The organism is Streptomyces sp. BoleA5 (assembly GCF_000373665.1).
Taxonomy (GTDB): Bacteria; Actinomycetota; Actinomycetes; order Streptomycetales; family Streptomycetaceae; genus Actinacidiphila.
Genome location: NZ_KB892091.1, coordinates 593,688 through 616,919 on the forward strand (window position 1 = coordinate 593,688; position 23,232 = coordinate 616,919).

The 23,232-nt window shown below is 74.1% G+C and carries 22 protein-coding genes; 14 read left to right on the top strand and 8 right to left on the bottom strand.

Annotated features, from left to right (window positions below):
• The first annotated feature begins 30 nt into the window (after positions 1 to 30).
• The 6 genes from B085_RS0106555 (at position 31) to B085_RS0106580 (ending at position 5,491) form a co-directional block, all read left to right on the top strand.
• A complete protein-coding gene (locus tag B085_RS0106555) occupies positions 31 to 1,668 on the top strand; it encodes a phosphodiester glycosidase family protein (RefSeq protein WP_018557766.1) in 1,638 nt (545 codons plus the stop codon).
• 133 nt (positions 1,669 to 1,801) lie between these two features.
• Positions 1,802 to 2,917, top strand: a complete 1,116-nt coding sequence (locus B085_RS41505) for a PP2C family protein-serine/threonine phosphatase (protein ID WP_063740999.1) — start codon at positions 1,802 to 1,804, stop codon at positions 2,915 to 2,917.
• A 42-nt stretch (positions 2,918 to 2,959) separates the two neighbouring features.
• Positions 2,960 to 3,181, top strand: coding sequence for a hypothetical protein (locus B085_RS0106565; RefSeq protein WP_018557768.1), 222 nt, complete (start codon positions 2,960 to 2,962; stop codon positions 3,179 to 3,181).
• An 85-nt stretch (positions 3,182 to 3,266) separates the two neighbouring features.
• A complete protein-coding gene (locus B085_RS0106570) occupies positions 3,267 to 3,962 on the top strand; it encodes a TetR/AcrR family transcriptional regulator (RefSeq protein ID WP_018557769.1) in 696 nt (231 codons plus the stop codon).
• 41 nt (positions 3,963 to 4,003) lie between these two features.
• Positions 4,004 to 5,218, top strand: coding sequence for a cytochrome P450 (locus B085_RS0106575; RefSeq protein ID WP_018557770.1), 1,215 nt, complete (start codon positions 4,004 to 4,006; stop codon positions 5,216 to 5,218).
• A gap of 51 nt (positions 5,219 to 5,269) precedes the next feature.
• Positions 5,270 to 5,491 (top strand): ferredoxin, encoded by a 222-nt coding sequence (locus B085_RS0106580; RefSeq protein ID WP_018557771.1) that lies wholly within the window; start codon positions 5,270 to 5,272, stop codon positions 5,489 to 5,491.
• Between the two features lie 13 nt (positions 5,492 to 5,504).
• Here the strand turns inward: B085_RS0106580 and B085_RS41510 are convergent, their stop codons facing one another.
• Positions 5,505 to 6,452, bottom strand: a complete 948-nt coding sequence (locus B085_RS41510; RefSeq protein WP_018557772.1) for a N(4)-(beta-N-acetylglucosaminyl)-L-asparaginase — start codon at positions 6,450 to 6,452, stop codon at positions 5,505 to 5,507.
• A gap of 110 nt (positions 6,453 to 6,562) precedes the next feature.
• The gene (locus B085_RS0106590; RefSeq protein ID WP_018557773.1) at positions 6,563 to 6,745 is read right to left on the bottom strand and encodes a hypothetical protein; all 183 of its coding nucleotides are present in this window, start codon (positions 6,743 to 6,745) and stop codon (positions 6,563 to 6,565) included.
• Positions 6,746 to 7,044: 299 nt separating this feature from the next.
• Here B085_RS0106590 and B085_RS51610 point away from each other — a divergent pair, with 299 nt between their 5' ends.
• Entirely contained in the window at positions 7,045 to 7,920 is an 876-nt protein-coding gene (locus tag B085_RS51610) for a DivIVA domain-containing protein (RefSeq protein WP_018557774.1), read from the top strand.
• Positions 7,921 to 7,929: 9 nt separating this feature from the next.
• Here the strand turns inward: B085_RS51610 and B085_RS0106600 are convergent, their stop codons facing one another.
• The gene (locus tag B085_RS0106600; protein ID WP_018557775.1) at positions 7,930 to 8,676 is read right to left on the bottom strand and encodes a class I SAM-dependent DNA methyltransferase; all 747 of its coding nucleotides are present in this window, start codon (positions 8,674 to 8,676) and stop codon (positions 7,930 to 7,932) included.
• A gap of 145 nt (positions 8,677 to 8,821) precedes the next feature.
• Between B085_RS0106600 and glgA the strand changes: the two genes are divergently transcribed.
• The 3 genes from glgA to B085_RS41520 are packed head-to-tail and all read left to right on the top strand — an operon-like array spanning position 8,822 to position 11,618.
• Entirely contained in the window at positions 8,822 to 10,003 is a 1,182-nt protein-coding gene (gene glgA / locus B085_RS0106605; RefSeq protein WP_018557776.1) for a glycogen synthase, read from the top strand.
• Between the two features lie 17 nt (positions 10,004 to 10,020).
• A complete protein-coding gene (glgC, locus tag B085_RS0106610; protein ID WP_037731253.1) occupies positions 10,021 to 11,238 on the top strand; it encodes a glucose-1-phosphate adenylyltransferase in 1,218 nt (405 codons plus the stop codon).
• A 2-nt stretch (positions 11,239 to 11,240) separates the two neighbouring features.
• Positions 11,241 to 11,618, top strand: a complete 378-nt coding sequence (locus tag B085_RS41520; RefSeq protein WP_018557778.1) for a hypothetical protein — start codon at positions 11,241 to 11,243, stop codon at positions 11,616 to 11,618.
• 15 nt (positions 11,619 to 11,633) lie between these two features.
• Here B085_RS41520 and B085_RS0106620 read toward each other — a convergent pair whose 3' ends face one another.
• A complete protein-coding gene (locus B085_RS0106620) occupies positions 11,634 to 12,053 on the bottom strand; it encodes a PPOX class F420-dependent oxidoreductase (protein WP_018557779.1) in 420 nt (139 codons plus the stop codon).
• A gap of 945 nt (positions 12,054 to 12,998) precedes the next feature.
• Between B085_RS0106620 and B085_RS0106625 the strand changes: the two genes are divergently transcribed.
• A complete protein-coding gene (locus tag B085_RS0106625) occupies positions 12,999 to 14,006 on the top strand; it encodes a zinc-binding alcohol dehydrogenase family protein (protein WP_018557780.1) in 1,008 nt (335 codons plus the stop codon).
• A gap of 100 nt (positions 14,007 to 14,106) precedes the next feature.
• Here the strand turns inward: B085_RS0106625 and B085_RS0106630 are convergent, their stop codons facing one another.
• From B085_RS0106630 to B085_RS41525, 3 genes are all read right to left on the bottom strand, one after another.
• Entirely contained in the window at positions 14,107 to 14,568 is a 462-nt protein-coding gene (locus tag B085_RS0106630) for a group III truncated hemoglobin (protein ID WP_018557781.1), read from the bottom strand.
• On the bottom strand, positions 14,565 to 14,999 hold the full coding sequence (locus B085_RS0106635; protein ID WP_018557782.1) for a hypothetical protein: 435 nt from the start codon (positions 14,997 to 14,999) through the stop codon (positions 14,565 to 14,567). The genes B085_RS0106630 and B085_RS0106635 overlap by 4 nt, the downstream gene beginning before the upstream one ends.
• A 637-nt stretch (positions 15,000 to 15,636) precedes the next feature.
• Positions 15,637 to 16,308, bottom strand: coding sequence for a hypothetical protein (locus tag B085_RS41525; RefSeq protein WP_018557784.1), 672 nt, complete (start codon positions 16,306 to 16,308; stop codon positions 15,637 to 15,639).
• Positions 16,309 to 16,567: 259 nt separating this feature from the next.
• Here B085_RS41525 and B085_RS0106650 point away from each other — a divergent pair, with 259 nt between their 5' ends.
• Positions 16,568 to 18,397, top strand: a complete 1,830-nt coding sequence (locus B085_RS0106650; protein WP_018557785.1) for a glycoside hydrolase family 15 protein — start codon at positions 16,568 to 16,570, stop codon at positions 18,395 to 18,397.
• Between the two features lie 478 nt (positions 18,398 to 18,875).
• Here the strand turns inward: B085_RS0106650 and B085_RS0106655 are convergent, their stop codons facing one another.
• Positions 18,876 to 19,403, bottom strand: coding sequence for a GNAT family N-acetyltransferase (locus B085_RS0106655; RefSeq protein WP_018557786.1), 528 nt, complete (start codon positions 19,401 to 19,403; stop codon positions 18,876 to 18,878).
• Between the two features lie 173 nt (positions 19,404 to 19,576).
• On the opposite strand from B085_RS0106655, the gene B085_RS0106660 reads away from it, so the two are divergent.
• Together B085_RS0106660 and B085_RS41530 are read left to right on the top strand one after the other, a co-directional pair.
• Positions 19,577 to 22,123 carry a SpoIIE family protein phosphatase gene (locus tag B085_RS0106660; protein WP_018557787.1) on the top strand — a complete coding sequence of 849 codons (2,547 nt, stop codon included), beginning with the start codon at positions 19,577 to 19,579 and terminating at the stop codon, positions 22,121 to 22,123.
• Positions 22,124 to 22,263: 140 nt separating this feature from the next.
• Entirely contained in the window at positions 22,264 to 23,208 is a 945-nt protein-coding gene (locus B085_RS41530; RefSeq protein WP_018557788.1) for a hypothetical protein, read from the top strand.
• The last annotated feature ends 24 nt before the right edge of the window (positions 23,209 to 23,232 follow it).

The following is a 23,232-nucleotide window of genomic DNA, read 5'->3' on the forward strand; positions in this document are numbered from 1 at the left end:
GCCCGGTGGAGACGAACGTCAGGAGAACGCATGTCCGTCACAGCCGCCGAACCGCGCGACAGGGCACGCCGGGCGGGGAAGGCCGCGCGGAGGGGTGCGGTGTTCGCCGCCGCCCTGGCGCTGGTCGCCGTCGTCCCGCCGGCCCTCGCGGGGGCGCAGTCGCCCGCGGACTCCGGCACGCACGGGATCGCGTGGACGACGCAGCAGGTGGCGCCCGGCCTGGAGGTCCGCAGCGGCGTGCTGCGGGACCCGTCGGCCGCCGGGGCGTGGACGGTGACCGTGCAGGCCCCCGCTGTCAACCGGCTGACGGGCGCCGCCACGTGGGCCCCGCTGGGTGACCGCGCCTGGGCCGACGCGACCGCCGGGCGGCTGCGCGAGGCCGGGCTCGAGCCGCGGCTGGAGGCGGTGGAGTGGGACACCTACGCCGACACCCCGCGCGGCGTGATGGGCTGGCAGGTCCGGGTCGGCCGGTACGCCACCCAGGCCGAGGCGGGAACGGCGAACGCGGCGGTCGTGGCGGCCGGTTTCCGCACGTCGACGGAGTGGACGGGCTACGACGGCCGGCAGGCCGCCGACGGCGAGCGCATCCACGTGGCCGTGGTGGACCCGGCGCGGCTGCGCGGGTCGGTCGCGGTCAGCGACGGCGGCAACGTCGCCGACCGGGAGAAGACCTCGGCGGTCGCCGGGCGGCTGGGATCGCTGCTCGGCGTCAACGGCGGCTTCTTCGTCACCTCGGACTCCGACGGCGTCCAGGGCACCGTCGCGGGTCTGTCCGCGGTGGACGGCAAACTGGAGTCGATGGCGGTCGGCTCGCGGGCGGCGCTGGTCCTCGGCGACGGCGGACGGCGGCCGCGGATCGCGGACCTGTCCACGACGGTCACCGTGCGGGCCGGCTCCGCCCGCCACGCGGTGCAGGGCATCAACCGCCTGCCCGGCAAGGCCCGCAACTGCGGCCGTCCCGGTGGTGTCCCGACCGAGCAGCCCCGCCACGACACGACCTGCACCCTGGCGGACGACCTGGTGGAGTTCACCCCCGCGTTCCGTGCGCCGCTGCCCACGGGCGGCGGCGCGCAGGTGGTGCTCGACGCGCACGGGATCGTGCTCTCCACCGGCGCCCGCGGCGGGTCCGTCCCGGAGCGCGGCACGGTGCTGCAGGGCACCGGCGCCTCCGCGGCGTGGCTGACCGAGCACGCGCGGACCGGCAGGCGGCTGGTCGTGAAGGAGGTCGTCCGGGACGCCGAGGGGCGTCAGGTCCGGCTCGGCCGCGGCGACAGCATCGTGAGTGCGGCGCCCACCCTGGTGGAGGACGGCCGTGTCCACATCGACGCCGCCGCCGAGGGCACCCTGGACCCGATGGACCTCTCGTTCGGTTTCGCGTGGTCCAACGTGCGCCAGCCGCGGACGATGGCCGGCATCGACCGGCGGGGCCGTCTGCTCCTGGTGACGGTGGACGGACGGCAGCCCGGGGTGAGCGAGGGCTTCACCCTCGGCGAGGCGGCCCGCTTCATGAGGTCGCTGGGCGCGGTGCAGGCCCTCAACCTCGACGGTGGCGGCTCGTCGGCGATGGTGGTCGACGGTGTCCTGGCCAACGTCCCCTCCGACGCGACCGGTGAGCGGGCCGTCGGCGACACGATCCAGGTCCTGCCGGGGCGCCGCGGCGAGGACTGAGCCGGGGCCGGTACGCCCGGCCGCCGCCGGCGACCCACGGCCGCCCCGGGGCCCGACCCCGGGGGCGGCCGACTGCTCCGTCCGGCCGGGCGGGCCGGTTCTTCATCCCTTTTGCCCCGGTATGATGCGCTTCGTGATCATGTCCGGATGGCTGCGGCGCCGACGTGCCCGCCTCGGCGGGCGCTGGGGGGTCGGGCGGCCGGCCCCGGTGATCCTGACCGTGCTCATCGCCGCCCTGGCCTTCGCCACCCCGCGCGAGATCGCGATCAGCCGTCTGCTGCCCGTGGCCCCCGCCCTGGCCGCCGCGATGTGGCCGGTACTGGCGACCGTGCTGCTGGGCGCGTTCTGCCTGCTCGTCATGGTGGGCCTGAGCTTCGTCTACACGGACCTGGGAACCCCGTACACCGGGGCCGCCATCGTCGCGGTCACCTTGGCGGCGGCCTACGCCAGCCATGTACGGATCCAGCGCGAGGAGGCGCTCTTCCACGCCCGGACGGTCGCCGACGCGGCGCAGACGGTACTGCTCCGGCCGCTGCCGCGGCACATCCAGGGTATGGAGATCGAGTCGCTGTATCTGGCGGCGCAGGAGCATGCGCGCATCGGCGGCGACTTCTACGAGGTGGCCGACACCCCCTACGGGGTGCGGCTGCTGATCGGCGACGTACGCGGCAAGGGACTGTCCGCCGTGGGCGCGGCCTCCGCCGTGATCAGCTGCTTCCGGGAGGCGGCGTACGACGAGCCGGACCTGCGGGGCATCATCCACCGCCTGGAGACGAGCATCGGGCGCCACAGCTCCGGCCACCCCGGCCAGGACCTGCCGGAGCGCTTCGCCACCGCCGTGATCGCCGAGATCCCGCACGACGGCGGCCGCCTGAGGCTGCTCAACTGCGGGCATCCCCCGCCGATCATCGTGCACGCCGGCCGCATCCGGGTACTGGAGCCGAGCGCCGCCTCCCCGCCGCTGAACCTCGCCGACCTCATCGGGGACGACTACTTCGTCGACACCCATGCCTTCGCCCCCGGCGACCAGTTGCTGCTCTACACCGACGGCGTCACCGAGACCCGCGACCGCACCGGGGCGTTCTTCCCCCTGCCGGAGTGGCTGCTGCGCCAGGGCCCGGCGGCGCCCCGCGAACTGCTGGACCGGCTGCACCACGAACTGGTCCGCTACAGCGGCGGGCGGCTCGAGGACGACATCGCAGCGCTGGCCGTGCGCCGGCCGCACCTCCCGGCCGGCGACGCCGCGTAAATCGCTGCCACTCCGGCCCGGTCCGGCTCTACGCTCGCCGCCATGCCCCGTCCTCACGGATTCTCCTACCGCCGGTACGGCGACGGCACCGTGGTCGTCACCCACGGCGCGCACACGGCCGCCGTCCTGCGCGGGGAGCGCGCCGAGCGGTTCCTGGACGAGGTGGAGCGCGGCGACGCCCAGTTGGTCATGGCCCGCTGGACCGGCAACCACAAGCGCGGCAACGAGCGCGGCGCCCGCGCCCACCCCCGCAACCAGGGCTGACGGGCCACGGCCCCGCCCCCGCACTCGCTCCCCCTCCCGCCGTACACAAAATGTATAGACTCACTCCCTTTTGTACGCTTTCCCTATGGAACGTCGTCGGCCGGCCGGTGCCGGATCCGCGACCGCGGTGGGCGCACCGCGGGTGAGCCTGCGGACCGAGCAGCGTGACCTGACCCGCAACCGGGTCCTGGACGGTGCGGTCGAGGTCTTCGCCGCGAAGTCGTCCGTCGCCGCCACCATGGAGGACATCGCCCGCGCCGCCGGCGTCACCCGGGCCACGGTGTACGCGCACTTCCGCGGAAAGGCGGAGATCGCCGCCGCCCTGACGGACCGGGTGTACCAGGCCACCGACGCCCTCTACGCCGAACTGGCCGCCGTCCCCGAGTGGACCCGCGCCGCCGTGCGCGAGTGGCTGGAGCACGCGGCATCGAGCTGGCGGGCCCTCGCGCCGACCATCCGCGTTCTGCTGGCCGCCACCCCGTCGGCCGCCGGTGACGAGGGCGGCGCCCGCGACCGCTACCTCGCGGCGCACGAACGCTACGTGGCCCTGCTGACCGCCGCGCCCCGCCGGTGGCGGCGCGTCACCCCCGCGCAGGCACGGCAGCGCGCCCTGATGGCCGTGCTCCAGACCGGGTCGTTCCTCACCGCCTGGATCGCCGGCGGCCTTCCGGTCGACACCGACGACCCGCTGGAACTCCTCGCCGACGACCTGTGCCACCTGCTGCGCCCCGCCCTCGCCGGCCGGCCCGCCGCGCCGCGCCGTACCCCCGGCCCGACGTGAGGGCCGCACCCGACCCCCCGAGTCCATTGGAGGCATGCGCCATGGCCGCGACCGAGCCCCGGAACTACCCCTTCACCGAAGCCGACCGGCTGACCGTCGACCCGGCCTTCGCCGGACTGCGCAAGGACGAGCCGCTGTGCCGGGTCCGGTTCCCCTACGGGGAGGCCGCCTGGCTGGTCACCCGGTACGAGGACGTCAGGACCGTCCTGGGCGACCCCCGGTTCAGCCGGGCCGAGGCCGTCCACCGCGACGAGCCGCGCCTGCGGCCGCACCGGGGCCTGGAGGGCAGCATCCTCGACCTCGACCCGCCGGACCACACCCGGCTGCGGCGGATCGTGGCCAAGGCCTTCACCGCCCGGCACATCGAGCGCCTGCGGCCCCGCACCGAGCAGATCGCGGCCGAACTGGCCGACGGGATGGCCGCCCGCGGCGCGCCCGCCGACCTCGTGGCGGACTTCGCCCTGCCACTGCCCGTCACCGTCATCTGCGAACTGCTCGGCGTCCCCCTGGCCGACCGCGCCGACTTCCGCACCTGGTCCGACGCGCTGCTGTCCACCACCAAGTACACCCCGCGGGAGATCCAGGACTGCACGGACGCCCTGATGGCCTACATGGCCGGGCTGATCGCCGAACGGCGCACCACGCCGCACGACGACCTCCTCGGCGCGCTGGTCGACGCCCGCGACAACGACGAGCGCCTGTCGGAACGCGAGCTGCAGGTCCTGGCTGTATCGCTGCTGGTCGCGGGCCACGAGACCACCGCCTCGCAGATCCCGAACTTCGTCTACACCCTGCTCACCCACCCCGGGCAGCTCGCGGCGCTGCGCGCCGACCCCGGCCTCGTCCCCGGCGCCGTCGAGGAGCTGATGCGCTACGTCCCCCTGGGCAACGGCGCCGGAATGCCCCGCTACGCGCTGGACGACGTCGAACTCAGCGGCGGCACCGTGCGCGCCGGGGAGGCGGTGGTGGTCTGCCCCGTGTCGGCCAACCGCGACGAGGCGGTCTACACCGACCCCGACCGGCTCGACGTACTGCGCCAGGAGTCCTCCCACGTCGGCTTCGGGCACGGACCGCACCACTGCCTGGGCGCCCAACTGGCCCGCATGGAACTGCAGGTGGCGCTGAGCACCCTGCTCGACCGGCTGCCCGGACTGCGCCTGGCCGGGCCGGAGGAGAGCGTCGTGTGGAAGTCCGGCGTCGCGCTGCGCGGACCCGAACGGATGCCGGTCACCTGGGACGGGAGCCGAGACGCCTGACGACACCCGACGGCACCTGATGACACCTGACGACCCCGAAGGAGGCGCGCCATGACCTGGCAGATCGAGGTGGACCGGAACACCTGCATCGGCACCGGTTCCTGCGCCGGCATCGCCCCCGAGCACTTCGAGCTCCGCGACCGCAAGTCCTGCCCCAGGCACCCGACGGCCGAACCGGACGAGCTCCTGGTCGACGCCGCCGAGTCCTGCCCGGTGGAGGCGATCACGATCCGGGACGCGACCAGCGGGGAACTGATCGCGCCCGAGCCGTAGGCCCGGGCGGCCCTCAGACCAGCGTGCGGGGGCGGAGCTCCGGCTCGGTGGAGGCATCGGTCATCACCGCGTAGACGCTGCCCTCCTGCCCCGCCGCGCCCCCGTGCCGCCCGTCCGGCGTCAGCGCCAGCGCCCGCAGCTCGGACCGGAACTCGTCGGGCAGGCCGGCCGCCTCCTCCAGGGCGACCCGGCACGCGTCCGCGGGCTCCTTGCCCAGCGCCAGCAGGTCGACCACCGTGCGCGCCGTCCCGCCGCGCAGGCTCAGCTCGCCGCGGCCGGTGCACGCCGCCCCGCCACCGCGCAGATCGCACCAGTTGCCCGCCCCCGGGACTGCGGAGTCGCCCACCCGTCCCGGGTACTTGAAGGGGTAGCCCGAGGTCGAGACGCCCACGCACATCTCGCCGTGCGCGTCGAGCGCGACGATGTTGATCGTCCCCCACGGCCCCTCGTGCGGCGCCATCCGCCGCACCAGCTCCAGCGCCGCCCGGCGGTAGCGGTGGTCGCCGTCGACCGCCGGGGTGTTCTCCCCCTCGACCGCCTCGGCGGCGGTCAGCAACTGCTCGCGCCACATGGCCCGGGACTCGTCGGTCAGCAGTTCGGCGCCCTCGAACCCGTTCTCCCGGGCGAACAACGCGGCACCCTCCCCCACCAGCAGGCAGTGCTGAGGCAGCCGCTCCATCACCGCGCGCGCCACCGAGATCGGGTTGGGGAACCCGCGCAGCGCGCCGACCGCGCCGAACCTGCGGTCCGAGCCCGTCATCACGGAGGCGTCCAGCTCGACGACGCCCTGCGCGTTGGGCAGCCCGCCGGTGCCGACGTAGTGGTCGGTGAGGTTGTCCTCGCAGCGGCGCATCGCCGCCTCCACGGCGTCCAGCGCCGTCCCGCCCCGCCGCAGCACGTCCATCCCGGCCGGCAGGCCGACCTCGCTGCGCTCGCTTCCGATGATGACGGGCTGCGTCATGGCGTTCCCTTCGACGGTGGGTCGGGCCGCGCGGGCCGCCGGCGGGCCGACACCCGCGACGAACTGGTCCGACGTCGCCGCGAGCCTAGCGGGAGGCTCGCTGACTCCGGTCAGCGCCCGGGGCCGGCCGACAGGGCGCGCGGTTCGTCGCGGATCCGGCCGACGTGGGCGTGCCGGTCGGTGCGGTCCTCGTCGGGCGCTGGTACCGGCGGGTCGCGCAGCGCCCCGTACCCCTCCTGGTCCATCGCCAGGGGGACGAACCACACCCCTTCGTCCCCGCCCGGCGTCCCCATGCGCGGTCCGTACCCGGGCCCCGGGGGACCGTATTCACCCGTCCGGCCCTTTCGCCGAGCGCGGAGGGAAATCCACGCTGTCTGCGGGCGCAGTGACGACGCGCATGATCACAGTTGCCACTGCGCCGCCCGTAGTTGCGCCCTCCACGCCGCTCACCCGGGTCCCACGATCGGCGCTGGTGACACCGCCCGCACCGCGCCCGCGCGGTGTTCCCGGGCTGCCCCGGCCCGGCCCGCCGCCCAAGCTGGAGTTGACGGATGCGGTCAGGACTTGTCGACGAACACCTCGAGGTGAGCAGATGGCACAGACGCCGATTACCCCCGAGAACGTGCGCAGGACGCAGTTCACCACCGTCCGCCTCCGCGAGGCCTACGACGAGCGCGAGGTCGACGACTTCCTGGACGAGGTGCAGGCCGAGCTGACCCGGCTGCTGCGGATCAACCAGGACCTGCGCGCCGAGCTCTCCGCCGCCGAGACCGCAGCCGCCCGGCAGCACGAGGAGCCCGCTCTCGAGGTGGCGTCCGCACCTGAACCCGAGCCCGAGCCGGAGCCCGAAGTGGTGCCCGAGCCGGAGCCCGCCCCCGTCGCGGCCGATGCCGAAGCGGAAGCCGCAGCCGCAGCCGCAGCCGCAGATCCCGCGGCAGCCGAGGAGGCCGAGGAGGCGACCGAGAAGCAGCCCGGGTTCGCCGTCGACAGCACGGCCCGTCTGCTCGCCCTGGCCGAGCACACCGCCGAGCGGGCCGTCGCCGAAGCCCGCGCCGAAGCCCACAAGATCGTCGGTGAGGCCCTCGGCCAGGCGGAGAACCTGCGCCGCGACGCCGGCGAGCGCGCCCAGGCCCTCGAGCACGAGGCCCGCGAGAAGCACCGTCAGGCGATGATCGCGCTGACCTCCGCGCGCACCGCGCTCCAGCGCAAGGTCGACGACCTCCGCACCTTCGAGCATGCCTACCGCGGCCGTCTGACCGCGCACATGCAGTCCCAGCTGCGCCGCCTCGACCGCGACCTCGCCCGTTCCCTCGCGCCGCCCCCCGCTCCCCCCACGGTCTCCCTCACCCGCGCCACCGCCAAGCGCGTCGCGGACGCCCACCCCGTCCCCGCGGCCCCCACCCCGGACTCGGCCCCGGACACCGCCGCTCTCACCTCCGCGGGCGCCCTGAGCGGGGAGGAGGACTAGACCCGCCGGTCACCGCTCGGCGGCGGGGAGCCGGTAGACGGAGACATGGGAACGGGATTCGGCGGTGAACTCGCCTCCGCTCCAGTCGGCGTGGCGGGACTCCAGGCCGAATCCCGCGAGGCGGGCCATGAGGTCGAGTTCGGCGGGCCAGATGTAGCGGTGCGGGGAGCGGAACAGCCGTGCCCGCTCGCCGTCGGCGAAACGGAAGTGGTGCGAGACGACCTGCTGGCGCAGGACGTCGTAGGTGTCCACGCCCATGGAGCCGGACTCGGAGTGCCAGACCACGGCCTGCTGGCCGGGCGGCAGTTTGCGCAGCTCGGGGACCCACAGTTCGGTCACGAAGCGCCCGCCCGGTGCGAGATGGCGGGCGGCGTTGCGGAAGCAGGCGACCTGTTCGGCCTGGGTGAGCAGGTTGGAGATGGTGTTGTAGACGAGGTAGACCAGCCGGAAGGTGCCCGGGGCTCGGGTGGTGGCCATGTCGCCGGTGACGACCGGGATCGTCGCGTCGTCCGCCTTGGTGCGCAGCCGGTCGACCATCGGCCCTGAGAGCTCGATGCCGCTGACCGGCACGCCTCGCGCCGCGAGCGGCACGGCGACGCGGCCGGTGCCGATGGCGAATTCGAGCGCCCGTCCGCCGTCGGCGAGTTCGGCGAGACGGTCCACGGCCGGGCCGAGCACCTCCGGGGCGAACATGCCCGTCCCGGGGGTGTCGTAGCTCCGGGCGGTCGCCGCGTCCCAGATGTCGTCCTGTCGCATGCGTCCGACGATCCACGAAGCGGACGGAGAAGTCGAAGGAATTGCGCGCGGGGAATCAGGCGGCGAAAGGCGGGGAACACGGATCGAACACCGTTCTGCGGGGCATGGATGTCCCAACACGGCGACGGGACCCGGGGAGGCGCCCGTGAAGGTGGCACTGCTCACGAGGGAGTACCCGCCCTACGTCTACGGCGGGGCGGGCGTCCACGTGGAGTTCCTGGCCCGCGAGCTGCGATCGCTGACGGAGCTTCAGGTCCACTGCTGGGGGGCCGGGGCGGACGGCGGGGACGCTCCCGGCGTCACCCGGCACGCCGCCGCCGCGGAGCTGGAGGGCGCCAACGAGGCGTTGCGCAGCCTGTCGGTGGACCTGTCGATGGCGGCCGCGCTGGCCGGACGGGACCTGGTGCACTCGCACACCTGGTACGCCAACCTCGCCGGCCACCTGGCCAAGCTGCTGTACGGCGTGCCGCACGTGCTGACCGCCCACTCCCTCGAACCGCTGCGCCCCTGGAAGGCCGAGCAGCTCGGCGGCGGGTACGCGCTCTCGAGCTGGGCGGAACGGACCGCGGTCGAGGCCGCGGACGGCGTCATCGCCGTGTCGCACGGGATGCGCGCGGACATCCTGCGCAGCTACCCCGCGCTCGACCCGGCGCGGGTGCACGTCGTCCACAACGGCATCGACACCCGGCTCTACCAACCTGACGCGTCCACCGCGGCACTGATGGCGCATGGCGTCGATCCCGGCCGCCCGTACGCGCTGTTCGTCGGGCGGATCACACGGCAGAAGGGGGTCCCGCACCTGCTGCGGGCCGCCCGGCGGATCGATTCGGGCCTGCAGATCGTGCTGTGCGCCGGGGCGCCCGACACCCCGGCGATCGACCGGGAGTTCCGCGAACTGGTGGAGGAACTGCGGGCGGTGCGCGGCGGGGTGATCTGGATCCCGGAGATGCTCCCCCGGCCCGAGGTCGTGCAACTGCTCACGCACGCCGCAGTGTTCGTGTGCCCTTCGGTCTACGAACCGCTGGGCATCGTGAACCTGGAGGCGATGGCGTGCGGCACCCCGGTGGTCGCCTCCGCGGTGGGCGGGATCCCGGAGGTGGTGGAGGACGGCGTCACCGGCCTCCTGGTGCCGTACGAGGAGAAGGACGCCGAGGCGTTCGAGGCGGGTCTGGCCGCGGCGGTCGACGCGCTCACCGGCGATCGGGCGGCGGCGGCGCGGATGGGGGCCGCGGGACGTGAGCGTGCGGTGGCGGAGTTCGGGTGGGACGCGGTGGCCCGCCGCACCGTGGGCGTGTACGAGGAGATCTGCAATTCGCTAGGGCGGTAGCGGCAGAGGGGGCAGGGATGCGTGGCGGACCTTCGGTGCTCGGAATCGTGCTCGCGGGCGGGGAGGGCAAGCGGTTGATGCCGCTGACCGCCGACCGCGCCAAACCGGCGGTGCCGTTCGGCGGCGCCTACCGGCTGGTGGACTTCGTCCTGTCCAACCTCGTCAACGGCGACGTCATGCGCATCTGCGTGCTGACGCAGTACAAGTCGCACTCCCTGGACCGGCACATCACCACGACCTGGCGGATGTCGAACCTGCTGGGCAACTACGTCACCCCCGTCCCCGCGCAGCAGCGGCTGGGCCCGCGGTGGTTCCTGGGCAGCGCGGACGCCATCTACCAGTCGCTGAACCTGGTGTACGACGAACAGCCCGACTACATCGTGGTGTTCGGCGCCGACCACGTGTACCGCATGGACCCACGACAGATGCTGCGCCAGCACATCGAGGCCGGCGCGGGAGCCACGGTCGCGGGCATCCGCGTCCCGCGCGACCAGGCGCCCTCGTTCGGGATCATCACCCCGGGACCCGGCGGGGTGCGGGTGGAGCGGTTCCTGGAGAAGCCCACCGATCCGCCGGGCCTGCCCGGCGACCCCGACCGGGTGTACGCCTCGATGGGCAACTACGTGTTCACCACGAAGGTGCTGCTGGACGCGCTGGCCCAGGACGCCGAGGACGACGCGTCGGTGCACGACATGGGCGGCAGCATCATCCCGCTGCTGACCGCCAAGGGGCAGGTGCAGGTCTACGACTTCGACGACAACCACGTGCCCGGCGAGACCGCCCGCGACCACGGCTACTGGCGGGACGTGGGCACCCTGGACGCGTACTACGACTCCCACCAGGACCTGATCTCCGTCCACCCGGTCTTCAACCTGTACAACGACCAGTGGCCGCTGTACACGCACTCGCTGCGGCTGCCCCCGGCGAAGTTCGTGGCCGGCGGGATCGCGAGCGAGTCGATGGTCAGCCCGGGCTGCATCATCTCCGGGCAGGTCACGCAGTCCGTGCTGTCGCCGGGTGTGGTCGTCGAGGAGGGCGCGGTGGTGCAGGGGTCGGTGCTGCACGACAACGTCCGCATCGGGCGGGGCGCGGTCGTGCGCCGCGCGATCCTCGACAAGAACGTGGCGGTGCCCGCGGGCGCCACGGTCGGCGTCAACCCGGAGCGCGACCGCGAGCTCTACCACGCCTCCGCGAACGGGATCATCGCGCTGGGCAAGGGGCAGCGCGTGCTCTGACCGTGGCCGGTCCGCCGGCGTTCCGGGCACCACCCGCTCAGGCCGCGGGTGCGGACTACGCGGGCCGAGCGGTCTACGACGGCGGGCGTTCCCTCAGCGGCCGTCAGCTCACCCTCACCGGTTTCGTCAGCATCGGCCGCGACGGCACCCCGTTCCTGACCCGGATGGTGCTGAACTGCTGCGCCGCCGACGCCCGCGCGGTCAAGATCGGCCTGACCGGGCAGGTGCCGCCCGTCCTGCGGCCGGACGCCTGGCTGGAGGTGACCGGGACCCACACCCCGCGCCGGGCCAAGAATCCGGTCAACGACGGTCCCGTCCCCTTCCTGGACGTGAGCCGCGCCCGGCCGGTTCGGGAGCCGGCGGAGCCGTACGAGGGCTGACGCGTCGGCGCCCGGTCAGCCCGGCTGGCCGCTGTCCTTGAGGGCGCCCCAGCCGTGCCACCGCTCGACCTCGATGAAGGCGCTGAAGCGCTCGCGGTCCCGCTGGGGGTAGGCACGGTCGAGGTACTGCTGGGCCAGCCGGTCGATGTCGGCGAGACCGGTGTCCTCGCGCAGTTCGGCGACGCGCCCGATCAGGGTGACGTGGGTGTACCAGTTTCCCTCGTCCAGGACGGTGAGGGTGACCCGGGGGTCGTTGCGCAGGTGGTCCAGACGCTTGCGGCTGCCGTCCATGTTGACCAGCACCCGGCCGTCGTCCCACAGGTACCAGGTGGCCGTGGAGACCGGCTGGCCGTCGGACCGCAGTGTCGTGATGACGGCCGGGTTCGGCTTCTTCAGCATCTCGATCGCGGCGGGGGGAAGCGGGGGCTTGGACACGGGGAGCTCCTTCTCGGTGATCTTCGGCGCTGCGCCTCACGGTGCCACATCCCGTCCCGCCGGACGGCGGCCCGGGCCCGGCGCGCCCTGTGCTGTCCGCCGAAGGGGCGCGCCGTGCCCGGGCGGCGCCGGGCGGAGCGCCGCCCGCGTTCCGTCGACGGCCGAGACCGTGCGCCCATGCCTGAGGGCGGCCTGATCGACGTGACCCTGGTACGCGCGGCGGCCGGCCGAGCCGGTGGAGCGGCGCCGCAGCGCTGAGGTCCAGGCGCGACTTGCCGCCGTCACACGGGGCGTCCGGGGGCACACGCGGACGGTCGGGGAAGGCAATTCGGCGGTAGGGGTGTTCGACGGTAGGGGTGTTCGGCGGGCTCCGTCTGCGGGAGACCCCGGCGAGCGCAGGCGCCGGCCGGCGCGCTCACCCGGCGGCGGCTGTTCCAACTGCTCCCGGCAGCAGAGGCGACGGTGGCAGCGATGCCGGGACTGACCGCGCTCCTGCGGGAGTTCGGGCTGGTGCCCGCCGACTGGTGCACCGGTGCGGTGCGAGGAACCGCCCCAGCCGGTGGCCGGGGCTCTCGTGGCGGGGGCCCTCAGGTCCCCACGCCCGGGTCGGCCCCGCGCCGTTCGACGAGGTCCGGGGCGTCCGGTCGACGGCCTCGGGATCGAGGCGGGCGCGCCCGCGGGAACTCCCGGGAGTCGCGGAGGTGGTACGCGATCCCCGGCATCTCACCGTCCGCACGGGCGCGCCGGCTGCCGCTCGTCGATGGCGGCATCACGATGACGCGACGCTGCATGCCGCAAGGATGACCCGTCCGGCCCGGCCCCGCATCCCGGCCGCCGGACGGCGACCCCGCGGCGGCACCCGGATGGCCCGTCCGCCGCTGCCGGGGGCGGCAGGGCGTGCCAGGCTGGCCGGGACCCGTCAGCCCAGCGAGGGAGCCTCCGGTCATGACCGAACGGACGATGCGGGCCGTCGCCTCCTACCGGGGTCTGCCCGTCGGGGACCCCGAGAGCCTCGTCGACGTCGACCTGCCGCTGCCGGATCCCGGGCCCCGTGACGTCCTGGTCCGGGTGCTGGCGGTGTCGGTCAATCCCGTGGACGTCAAGGTCCGCGCGGGGCTGCCCGCCTCCGAGGAGCCCCGCGTCCTCGGCTTCGACGCCGCGGGCGTCGTCGAAGCCGTGGGCGAGGAGGTGACGACCCTTCAGGCCGGGGACGAGGTCTGGTACGCCGGGGACCTGAACCGGGCCGGCAGCAACGCCGAGTTCCAGGCCGTCGACGAGCGCCTCGTGGCCCGCAAGCCGCGCACCTTCGGCTTCACGGAGGCCGCCGCCCTGCCGCTGACCGGCATCACGGCCTGGGAGACCCTCTTCGACCGGTTCGCCCTCGACGGCAGGTCGACCGGCACCCTGCTGGCGCTGGGCGGCGCCGGCGGCGTGGGCTCGATCCTCATCCAGCTGGCGAAGCAGCTGACCGGCCTGCGGGTGCTGGCCTCGGCCGGCCGTCCCGAGACGGCGCAGTGGGTCACCGGGCTCGGGGCCGACGCCGTGGTCGACCACCACGAGCTCGCCGCGACCGCCGCCGCGGCCGCCCCGGAGGGCGTCGACTACCTGCTCTCCCCGCACTCCGCCGGCAACGTCGGCACCTACGCCCGGATCATGCGCCCCGGCGGACACATCACGGCGATCGACGAACCCGAGGGCCTGGACCTGCTGCCGCTCAAGGCCAAGAGCATCGCGTGGCACTGGGAGTTCATGTTCACCCGGCCGATGTTCCGGACCCCCGACATGATCGAGCACAAGAATCTGCTGCAGAAGATCGCGGCCCTGGTGGACGACGGCCGCATCCGCAGCACCGTCACCACCACCGTCGAGGACTTCTCGGCCGCCGGGCTGCGCCGCGCCCACGAGATGGTGGAGTCCGGCCGGAGCATCGGCAAGATCGTCGTCACCCGCTGAGGGCTCCCCGCCAACGGGCGCGCGGGCCCCCGGCATGCACGGCACGCGCTGGTCCTCGCCGCTGCCCGGCGATAAGCGGGGCCTTGGGATCCGGCCGTGCTCAGACGGCCTCCCCGCCCTCACGGCGGCGGATGGTGACGTACTCACTGGCGTCGCGGCCCGCCAGGCGGCGCTGGAGGGATCCCCCGATGCGCCCGGCCTGCAGCTTGGCGAGTTCGGCCTTCTCACCGTGGAAGAGTTCGTCCACCGTCAGCGACCACAGCGCCAGCCAGCGGCCGAAGTGCTCCGGGCCCAGGGGGGCCATGCGGTGCAGGGCCAGATGCGGGGCGAGCGCGTTGCGCCGGTACCGGCCGGCGGCGAACAGCACCGATTCCCAGAAGTCACACATGACGGGCATGTGCGCGTCGAGGTCCATCCGGGCCACCTCGGTGAAGACCGGGCCGATCAGGGGGTCGGCGAACGCCCGGAGGTAGAAGGCGGTCACCAGCCGTTCGACGTCCGTACGGTCCGCGAGGTCGCGCCCCGCGCCGCCCTGCGCGGCCACGGGCCCGGGCGCGCTCACAGCCGCTCCAGGACGAGCGCGGCACCGCATCCGGCCAGGCACAGCGCCTTGACCACCTCGAGCGCGACGTACCGCAGATGGGCCCGGCTTCGCGGTCCGCCCTCCCCCGCGAGGACGGCGGCCGTGCGGCGGTTCAACGAGGGCCGCACCACCAGCAGTTGCACGAGAAGCATGGCGACGGCCCCGGCCCCCAGACCCAGCGCGACGGGCCCCGGCGCCTCCCACGCCACAGCCACTGCGGCGATCGCCGCGAGCACGGCCTCGACGCGGTTCAGCGCGCGGAAGACGATCCGCCCGATGCCCAGGCCCAGGGGCACGGTGATCCCCTCGGCGCGGAACTTGAGGGGAGCCTCCAGGAACGAGATCCCGAGCACCATCCCCAGCCATACGAAGACCGCGGCCACCTGCGCCAGCACGGCGCCGGCGTTCACCGGGCCCTCCGCTCGCGGCGGCTCCGGGCGGTGCGCACGGGATGACGTCTGCTGCGGTGAAGGTCCATGCCTCCACCCTAGCGTAAATTTGCATCTCAGCTGCGTATTAGAGTCCCGTCACATCCCCCAACCGGCTTGGGATCCGCCGGATCGCGGCCGAGAACGGCCCGATGACCTCGCCCGATCTGCTGCCCGACCACCGGCTCGAGCTCACCTCCGTCGTCGCCAACAGCACCATGAACCGCGAGCGGGGCCTGACCGGCGCCAACAGCTACGCCCGCGAACTCGGCTTCGACCCGGCCGACCACCTGCTCTCCCGCGCCCCCGAACCGCGCCGGCTCGACCTGTGCAGCGGGGAAGGGCTCGCCCTGCGGGAGGCCGCCGGACGCCTGCCGGCGACGGCGCGGCTCACCGGTGTCGACCTGGTGGGGACCCTGGCGGTCGCGCCCCCGCCGCCCACGGTGGACCTGGTCACCGCGTCGGTCGCACACCGCCATCGCACTCGGACTACGAGCCCGAGCGCACGCGCGGTGACCGGACGGAAAGCCGACGACGGCGCCGGAGGGGCACCAGGGGCGCGTCGAGCGCAAGGCCGAACACACCGAGTCACCAGGAACGGAACGGGGGTTGGCGGGGGTCAGTTGCCGTCGGCGTGGAGGTTCTTGACCTTGATCCAGTCACGGCTGCGGCGACCGGGCAGATACGTACTGGTCAACCGCTTGGCCACCACCCCGTCATACCCCTCCTGCCGGATGTAGTGCAACGCCTCACTCGCCATCGCCGGCCAGTACGGCGGCACCACCACATGCGGCCCCGACACCCCCAGATCATCCAGCAACGCCCGCCGCGCCGTGAACGGCGAATGCAACACCGGCTCCCCCAGATGCAAGATGTCGTACACCACCAACTGCACCGGCATCGCCGCCGCGGCCTCCGCCACCGCCGCCGGATGCCGCACACTCATCCGCCGCTGCAACCGCTCCACCGACACCCCGCCATGCTTCCCCAACGCCACCACCTCCCCGTCCAGCACCCCCACCAGACCCGGCGGCAACACCCCCGCCAACCCCACCAGCTCCGGATACCCCGCCGTCACGTCCTGCCCGATCCCCGACACCAACCGCACCCGCCCGTCCCCCGGCAGATACACCAGCACCCGCGCCCCGTTGAACAACGGCTCGAACCCGTACTCCGCCTCCGCCTCCGCCCCCGGCAACGGCCCCGCCACCGCCAGCATCGGCGACCACGCAGGCAGATCGGCCCGAACCACGGAATCCGCAGGAACACGCGTACCCATATACACCAGCATCCCCCCACACCCCCCGACCGGCGAATCAAACACCGCGGAGCCCCGCACACCGCTCGCACACCCGGCGCCCGCCGCCTCCCGCGGCACACTGGAGGCATGGACGCGGACTGCGGGACCGGTCTGCCGTGACAGGCCGGGGACATCGGGCCGGTCGCGACCGAACTCCGGCCGCCAGGTGTGGCGTTCGCCGACTGCCACATGCCCGCCGGGTACGGCGCCGGCCGGCCGGTCCGCCGAGGCACCGTCCGTGGGAGCAGCCATGAGTTCGACCGCGATCGCAGACTACGCACTGATCTCCGACCGGCACTCGGCCGCGCTGGTGAGCCGGGACGGCTCGGTCGACTGGTTGTGCTTCCCCCGTTTCGACAGTCCCTCGGTCTTCGCGCGACTGCTGGACGGCGCGGCAGGGCACTGGTCGGTCCGGCCCTCGGTCCCGTACGAGGCCACGCGGCACTACGTGGACCGGTCCATGGTCCTGGAGACGACCTTCCGCACCGGATCGGGGACGGTCACGCTCACGGACGCGCTGCTGACCGGCCCGGACGGCGACGCCCACAGCCTCGGGGCCGGCGCGCCGCGCATGCTGGCCCGCCGGCTGACCTGCACCGAGGGCGAGGTGCCGATGGAGACGGAGTACCGTCCGCGCCCGGAGTACGGTCTCGTGGCGCCGATCCTGTCCGAGACCGAGGGCGGGGTCACGTCGCGGGGCGGGGCCGAGTGGCTGGTGCTCACCGCCGCGCACCGCATGGACTTCGCCGACTCCACGGCCCACGGCGCCTTCACCCTGCGGGCCGGGCAGTCCGTCTGCCTCGGTCTGCAGCGTTCGACGCTGGAGGAGCCCCCGGCCCACGTCTGGACGCAGGAGGACCTCTCCGGCCGCCTGGACGCCACGATCGGCGCGTGGCAGTCGTGGTCGGACGTGCACCAGGCGTACGACGGGCCCTGGCGCGACCTGGTGCACCACAGCGGCCGGGTGCTGCAGGCGCTCTCGTTCCAGCCCAGCGGCGCCATCGTCGCGGCGGCGACCACCTCGCTGCCGGAGGGCGTGGGCGGCGAGCGCAACTGGGACTACCGCTACGCCTGGGTCAGGGACGCGTGCCTGACGATGGAGGCTCTGTGGGTGGCGGCCTGCCCCGACGAGGCGCACGACTTCTTCGCCTTCCTGGCGACCGCCGCGCCGTCGCTGGGCGCGGACCGGACGCCGCAGATCATGTTCGGCGTGGGCGGCGAGCACGATCTGAGCGAGCGCACCCTGCCCCACCTGCGAGGATGGCGGGAAAGCCGGCCGGTGCGGGTGGGCAACGGGGCGTGGTGCCAGCAGCAGATCGACGTCCACGGGGAGCTCCTCGACGCCGCGTACCGCCTCGCCGACCAGTTGGACCGCATCGACGACGACACCCGGCGCTTCCTCGTCGCCTGCGCGGACGCGGCGGCGGAGCGCTGGACGGAGAAGGACCAGGGCATCTGGGAGGTCCGCGGCGAACCCCGCCACTTCCTGTACTCCAAGGTCATGTGCTGGACGGCGCTGGACCGGGCCATCAGACTCGCCGGGCCTCTGGGCGCGCCCCGCGGGAAGGTCGCGGCCTGGCGCAGGACCCGGGACGAGATCCACCGGACCGTGCTGCGCGAGGGCTGGAGCGAGGAGGCGGGTGCCTTCACGCAGCACTTCGGCTCGACCGCCCTCGACGCGTCGAACCTGATGATGCCGATCGTCGGTTTCCTGCCCGCCGACGACCCGCGGGTCCGCGCCACCATCGACGCGACGGAGCGGGACCTCACCGATGACGCGGGTCTGGTCTACCGGTACCGCACCGAGGAGGGCGTGGACGGCCTCGCCGGGGAGGAGGGCACCTTCCTGCTGTGCACTTTCTGGCTGGCCCAGGCGCTGGCCCTGGCCGGCCGGGCCGAGCGGGCCAGTGACGTCTTCGCCCGGGCGGCGGCGTACGTCAACGACGTGGGCCTCCTGGCGGAGGAGATCGACCCGGCCACCGGTGAACTGCTCGGCAACTTCCCGCAGGCGTTCAGCCACATCGGTCTCGTCACGGCCGCCTGGGCGATCAGTGAGGCCCGGCAGCCCATCGCCGCATGACGATCCGTCAGAATCGTTGCCGGGGGGGCGGAGTCGGCCGGAAGCGTGGGTCTGGGATGTACGAAGCGGGCCCGGGGCCGTTTCATCGGGGGCCACTCCGGGGCCCCGGGCCGCTGATGCCATCAGACACCCGCCGGGGCGTTCCTGCGACCCGGACTGACCCACCCGGGCTCAACCCGGCGTCGCACCGGTGGGTGTGACGGGGCGTCCGGTACGCGTCCGGCGCCGTGCGGCACCGCTCCCGACGCGCCCTCGCCGCTCGCCCCTCGCCACGCAAGCGCACGACCGGCGCCGGCCGGGAAGGGGGCCAGGCCGGCGCCGAATCGGAGCGGGGCCGTTCTCCTGCTCCGCAGTCTCCGTGGGGACCGGACCGCTCGTCGGTTCCCGCGGAGCCCCCGGGAGCAGGTCTCCCGCGCCTGGTGCAACCGCGAAGCGGACTCGGCCATTCCCTGTCCGGTCCGCAGTGGTCGTGACGCCGCTACCGGTCGTCCGCGAGCAGACCGAACAGCAGGTCGTCGGTCCATTCGCCCTTGATCCAGGAGTGGGCCGGGCGGCGGCCCTCCAGCCGGAACCCGACGCGTTCCAGCAGCCGTGCGGAGGCGGTGTTGCGGGCGTCGCACTCGGCGGACACGCGGTGCAGACCGCCCTCGGTGAAGAGCCGGTCCAGCAGCGCGGTGACGGCCTCGGTGGCGTAGCCGTGGCCCTGGTGCGCGCGGGCGAGGGTGAAGCCGAGGTCGGCCTGCATCCGGTTGTCGTGCAGGCGCACGCCCATGTCGCCGATCAGCTCGCCGGTGGCGGTGAGCTCCACCGCGTACTGGAACCAGCCGGGCTCCCCGGGATCCGCCGCGGCGAAGCCGGCGACGAGGCCGGCGGCTTCCTCGCGGGACACCGGTTCGCTCCAGCCCTGGTAGCGGGCGACGGCGGGGTCGGAACGGTACGCGGCCAGGGCGGGCGCGTCACCGGGGCGGAAGCGACGCACGCGCAGGCGGGAGGTCTGCAGGAACATGCCCGCGATGCTCTCACGCCCCGGCGCGCCATCCGGCGGCCCGCCCGGTACGCGGGTCCGCTGCGTTGGTGCTCGCTCTGCGCAGGCACGATGCTGGTCAGTGGATGGCCCGGCCGAGCCCGGTTCCCCCGCCCCGGCGGGGGAAGGAACCTAGCGAGGGCGAGATGACAGCCATGGAGCCACTTCCCACCGCCGCCGGTGGACAGCCGCAGTCGCGGGGCGCCGACGGCGGCAGCGCCTACACCGCCTCCGCCACGCTCGACGACCACGGGGTCGTCACCGGCTGGAGCGCCCAGGCCCACCATCTGCTCGGTCACACGCCCGCCGAGATCATCGGCCATCCCGCCACGCTGCTCCTCGCCGGACCCCCGCCGCACGCCCCGCCGCCCTCCACGTCGCGCTGGGCCGGGACGCTCGCGCTCCGCCACCGCGACGGACACACCCTGCGTCTGCGAGTGCTCGCCCACCGCCGCGGGACCGACGGCGGGGGCGACGGCACGGGGGCCGGCCGGGCCGGCGGCGGTCACGACGGGGGCGGCTGGCTCGTGGTCGCGGCGGTCCCAGCCTCCTCGGGCGACCCTCCGGTCCACGAAGCCGTCCGCGGCTGGGCGTTCGCGCAGTCACCGTGCCCCCAGGCGGTGTTCGACTCCGGCCTGCGTCTGACGTGGGCCAACGCGGCCTTCGAGGACACCCTGGGCCTGCGCGAGGCCGAGATGCGCGGCCTGCGACTGGCCGACCTCGCCCCCGGTGACACCGCCCGGCAGACGGAGACGCACATGCGGAGCGTGCTGGCCACAGGCCGTCCCCAGCATGCCCCCGCGCCCTTCGCGGCGGACGGCGCCACCGCCGCCAGCCGCAACGGAAGCCCGGACACCCGGCGCGGGGACGAAGACGGGGCGCGCGACGGGACGGGCGCGGTGGACGGCGCCGACGCGAGGTACGCCCTGCGGGCGACGCTCACCCCGCTCGCGGATCCGGCGGGGACGGTCCGCGGGGTGGTGCTCACCACCCACCCGGCCGCCGAGGACCCCGAGGTCCGGCGCCGTGCGCATCTCCTGCACGACGCGGCCACCCGCATCGGCACGACCCTGGACACCACCCGCACCGCGCAGGAACTCACCGACCTGGTGGTGCCCGAACTCGCCGACTACGCCGCAGTCGACCTGATCGAGCCCTCCACCCGCGCCCGGGCGTCCGGCCCCGACGGTCCGGTGACCGTGACCCGCACCGCCGCGAGGTCCATCCTGCCCGGCACGCCCGAGGCCCTGATCGCCCTCGGCGACACCGCGACCTATCCCCCGGGCTCACCTCCGGCGCAGACGCTGGCCACCGGGAAGGCCGCGCTGTACGACATCACCGAGGCCACCCTCGCCCGCTGGGCCGCCCAGGACCCGCGGGCCGCCTGGATCCGCGAGGCGGGCACCCACTCGGTCATCGCGATCCCCCTCACGGCCGGCGGCAGCACCCTGGGGCTGGCGGTCTTCAGCCGGCACCGCAATCCCGTCCCGTTCAACGCCGACGACCTCGCACTGACCGGCAGACTCGCCCACCGGGCGGCCACCGCGATCCACAACGCCCGCCGCTACGCCCGCGAGCGCACGACGACGATGACGCTGCAGCGCAGCCTGCTGCCGCACACCCTGCCCGAGCAGGCCGCCCTGGACGTCGCCACGCGCTACCTCCCCGCGACGACCCATGCCGGAGTGGGCGGCGACTGGTTCGACGTGATCCCGCTGTCCGGGACCCGCGTCGCGCTCGTGGTCGGGGACGTCGTCGGGCACGGCATCCGCGCCTCGGCCACGATGGGCCGGCTGCGCACCGCGGTGCGCACCCTCGCCGACGTGGACCTGCCTCCGGACGAACTCCTCACCCACCTCGACGACCTGGTGATCCACCTCTGCTCCGACGACGCCGGGGACGACCAGGACGCGGAGACCGCGGGCGGGATCGGCACCACATGCCTGTACGCGGTGTACGACCCGACGACCCGCCAGTGCAGCCTCGCCCGCGCCGGGCACCCGCCGCCCGCCGTGGTGACCCCCGACCACGCCGTCCACTTCCTGGACGTCCCTGCCGGTCCCCCGCTGGGCCTGGGCGGGCTGCCCTTCGAGACGATGACCACGAACCTCCCCGAAGGGACGGTCCTCGCCCTCTACACCAACGGGCTGCTTGACCCGCACCACCACGACATCGACCAGTCCCTGGACAAGATGTTCACCGCCCTCGCGCACCCGGCGGGGTCCCTGGACGCGATCTGCGACCGGGTCCTGACCACCCTCATCACGCACCGTCCGACGGACGACATCGCCCTGCTGGTCGCCCGGACCCGAACGCTGCCGCCGGATCACATCGCCACCTGGCAGCTGCCCGACGACCCCGCCACCGTCGCCCAGGCCCGCCACCACGCGACGACTCAGCTCACGGCATGGGGCCTGGAGGAGACCTCGTTCACCACCGAACTCCTCGTCAGCGAACTGGTCACCAACGCCATCCGCTACGGCAAGCCGCCCATCCGGCTGCGGCTGATCCACAACACCACGGCGCTCATCACCGAGGTCACCGACACGAGCAACACCACCCCGCACCTGCGTCGTGCCCGTACGTACGACGAGGGCGGGCGGGGTCTGCTCCTGGTGGCACAGCTCGCCCAGCAGTGGGGCACCCGCCACCATCCGCGCGGCAAGACGATCTGGACCGAGCAGGCCCTGACGCCCGCGTGACGCACACCTGACAGCCATACCCCCGCCCGGTATCCGCTATAGGCGTCCGCACGCCTTGGAATATACCCCCTGGGGGTATATTTTGGGGTCCCGTGCCCGCCCGGCACGCGAACCTCGGCAACGGCACCCACGGAGCACCCTTGAACACCGGAACGAAGATCACCGCGTTCGCCGTCGTCCTGGCGGCCTCCTTCGGCACCGCCTACGGCGTGGGCGCGGCCCTCGACCCGGTCCGCACCCCGGCGGCCGGCGCGAACGCGCCGGGGGCGGCGCACGCGCACGACGACACCGCCGGCGAGGCATCGGCCGCGCCTCCCGCGGGCGGCCTGGCGGTCAGCGAGGCGGGCTACGCCCTCGAACTGCTCACGCCGCACATCGCGTCCGATCGCCCGGCCGAACTGCGCTTCCTCATACGCGACGCCGACGGCCGGCCGCTCACCTCGTACCGGCGCGCCCATGAGAAGCAGCTGCACCTGATCCTCGCCTCACGCGACCTGACCGGCTACCGCCATCTGCATCCCGTCCGCGCCGCCGACGGCACGTGGAGCACCGCGGTCAGCCTCCCCCGGGCCGGCGGCTACCGGGTCTTCGCCGACTTCACCCCCGCCGTGGAGGGCGGCCGGAACCTCACACTCGGCACGGACCTCTCCGTGGCCGGTGACTACCGGCCCGCCACCCCCGCGCCGACCTCCCGGACGGCGACCGTGGACGGCTACACCGTCACCCTCGGCGGGACCCTGCGGCCCGGCGCCGAGCGGGAGCTCCGGCTGACGGTGGCCAAGGAGGGCCGGGAGGTCACCGATCTGCAGCCGTACCTCGGCGCGTACGGCCACCTGGTGGCGCTGCGCGCCGGCGACCTGGCGTATCTGCACGTGCACCCGGGCGGCGCCCCGGGCGACGGCGGCACCGCGCCCGGGCCGGACGTCTCCTTCGACGCCACGGCCCCGAGCGCGGGCACCTACCGGCTCTACTTCGACTTCAGGCACAAGGGGACGGTCCGCACCGCCGCCTTCACGGTCACGGCCGGTCCGGACGACGGACATGCCGACGCGGACGGCGGCGGTACCGGCGGGCACGGCCACTGACGGCCGGGGCGGTCCGCGGGCAGG

Excerpts from the sequence above, each read along its gene's own strand:
- B085_RS0106555 (WP_018557766.1), top strand. The coding sequence starts at position 31 with ATGTCCGTCACAGCCGCCGAACCGCGCGACAGGGCACGCCGGGCGGGG.
- B085_RS0106565 (WP_018557768.1), top strand. The coding sequence starts at position 2,960 with ATGCCCCGTCCTCACGGATTCTCCTACCGCCGGTACGGCGACGGCACC.
- B085_RS0106570 (WP_018557769.1), top strand. The coding sequence starts at position 3,267 with ATGGAACGTCGTCGGCCGGCCGGTGCCGGATCCGCGACCGCGGTGGGC.
- B085_RS0106575 (WP_018557770.1), top strand. The coding sequence starts at position 4,004 with ATGGCCGCGACCGAGCCCCGGAACTACCCCTTCACCGAAGCCGACCGG.
- B085_RS0106580 (WP_018557771.1), top strand. The coding sequence starts at position 5,270 with ATGACCTGGCAGATCGAGGTGGACCGGAACACCTGCATCGGCACCGGT.
- B085_RS41510 (WP_018557772.1), bottom strand. The coding sequence starts at position 6,452 with ATGACGCAGCCCGTCATCATCGGAAGCGAGCGCAGCGAGGTCGGCCTG.
- B085_RS0106590 (WP_018557773.1), bottom strand. The coding sequence starts at position 6,745 with ATGGGGACGCCGGGCGGGGACGAAGGGGTGTGGTTCGTCCCCCTGGCG.
- B085_RS51610 (WP_018557774.1), top strand. The coding sequence starts at position 7,045 with ATGGCACAGACGCCGATTACCCCCGAGAACGTGCGCAGGACGCAGTTC.
- B085_RS0106600 (WP_018557775.1), bottom strand. The coding sequence starts at position 8,676 with ATGCGACAGGACGACATCTGGGACGCGGCGACCGCCCGGAGCTACGAC.
- glgC (WP_037731253.1), top strand. The coding sequence starts at position 10,021 with ATGCGTGGCGGACCTTCGGTGCTCGGAATCGTGCTCGCGGGCGGGGAG.
- B085_RS0106625 (WP_018557780.1), top strand. The coding sequence starts at position 12,999 with ATGACCGAACGGACGATGCGGGCCGTCGCCTCCTACCGGGGTCTGCCC.
- B085_RS41525 (WP_018557784.1), bottom strand. The coding sequence starts at position 16,308 with ATGCTGGTGTATATGGGTACGCGTGTTCCTGCGGATTCCGTGGTTCGG.
- B085_RS0106650 (WP_018557785.1), top strand. The coding sequence starts at position 16,568 with ATGAGTTCGACCGCGATCGCAGACTACGCACTGATCTCCGACCGGCAC.
- B085_RS0106655 (WP_018557786.1), bottom strand. The coding sequence starts at position 19,403 with ATGTTCCTGCAGACCTCCCGCCTGCGCGTGCGTCGCTTCCGCCCCGGT.
- B085_RS0106660 (WP_018557787.1), top strand. The coding sequence starts at position 19,577 with ATGGAGCCACTTCCCACCGCCGCCGGTGGACAGCCGCAGTCGCGGGGC.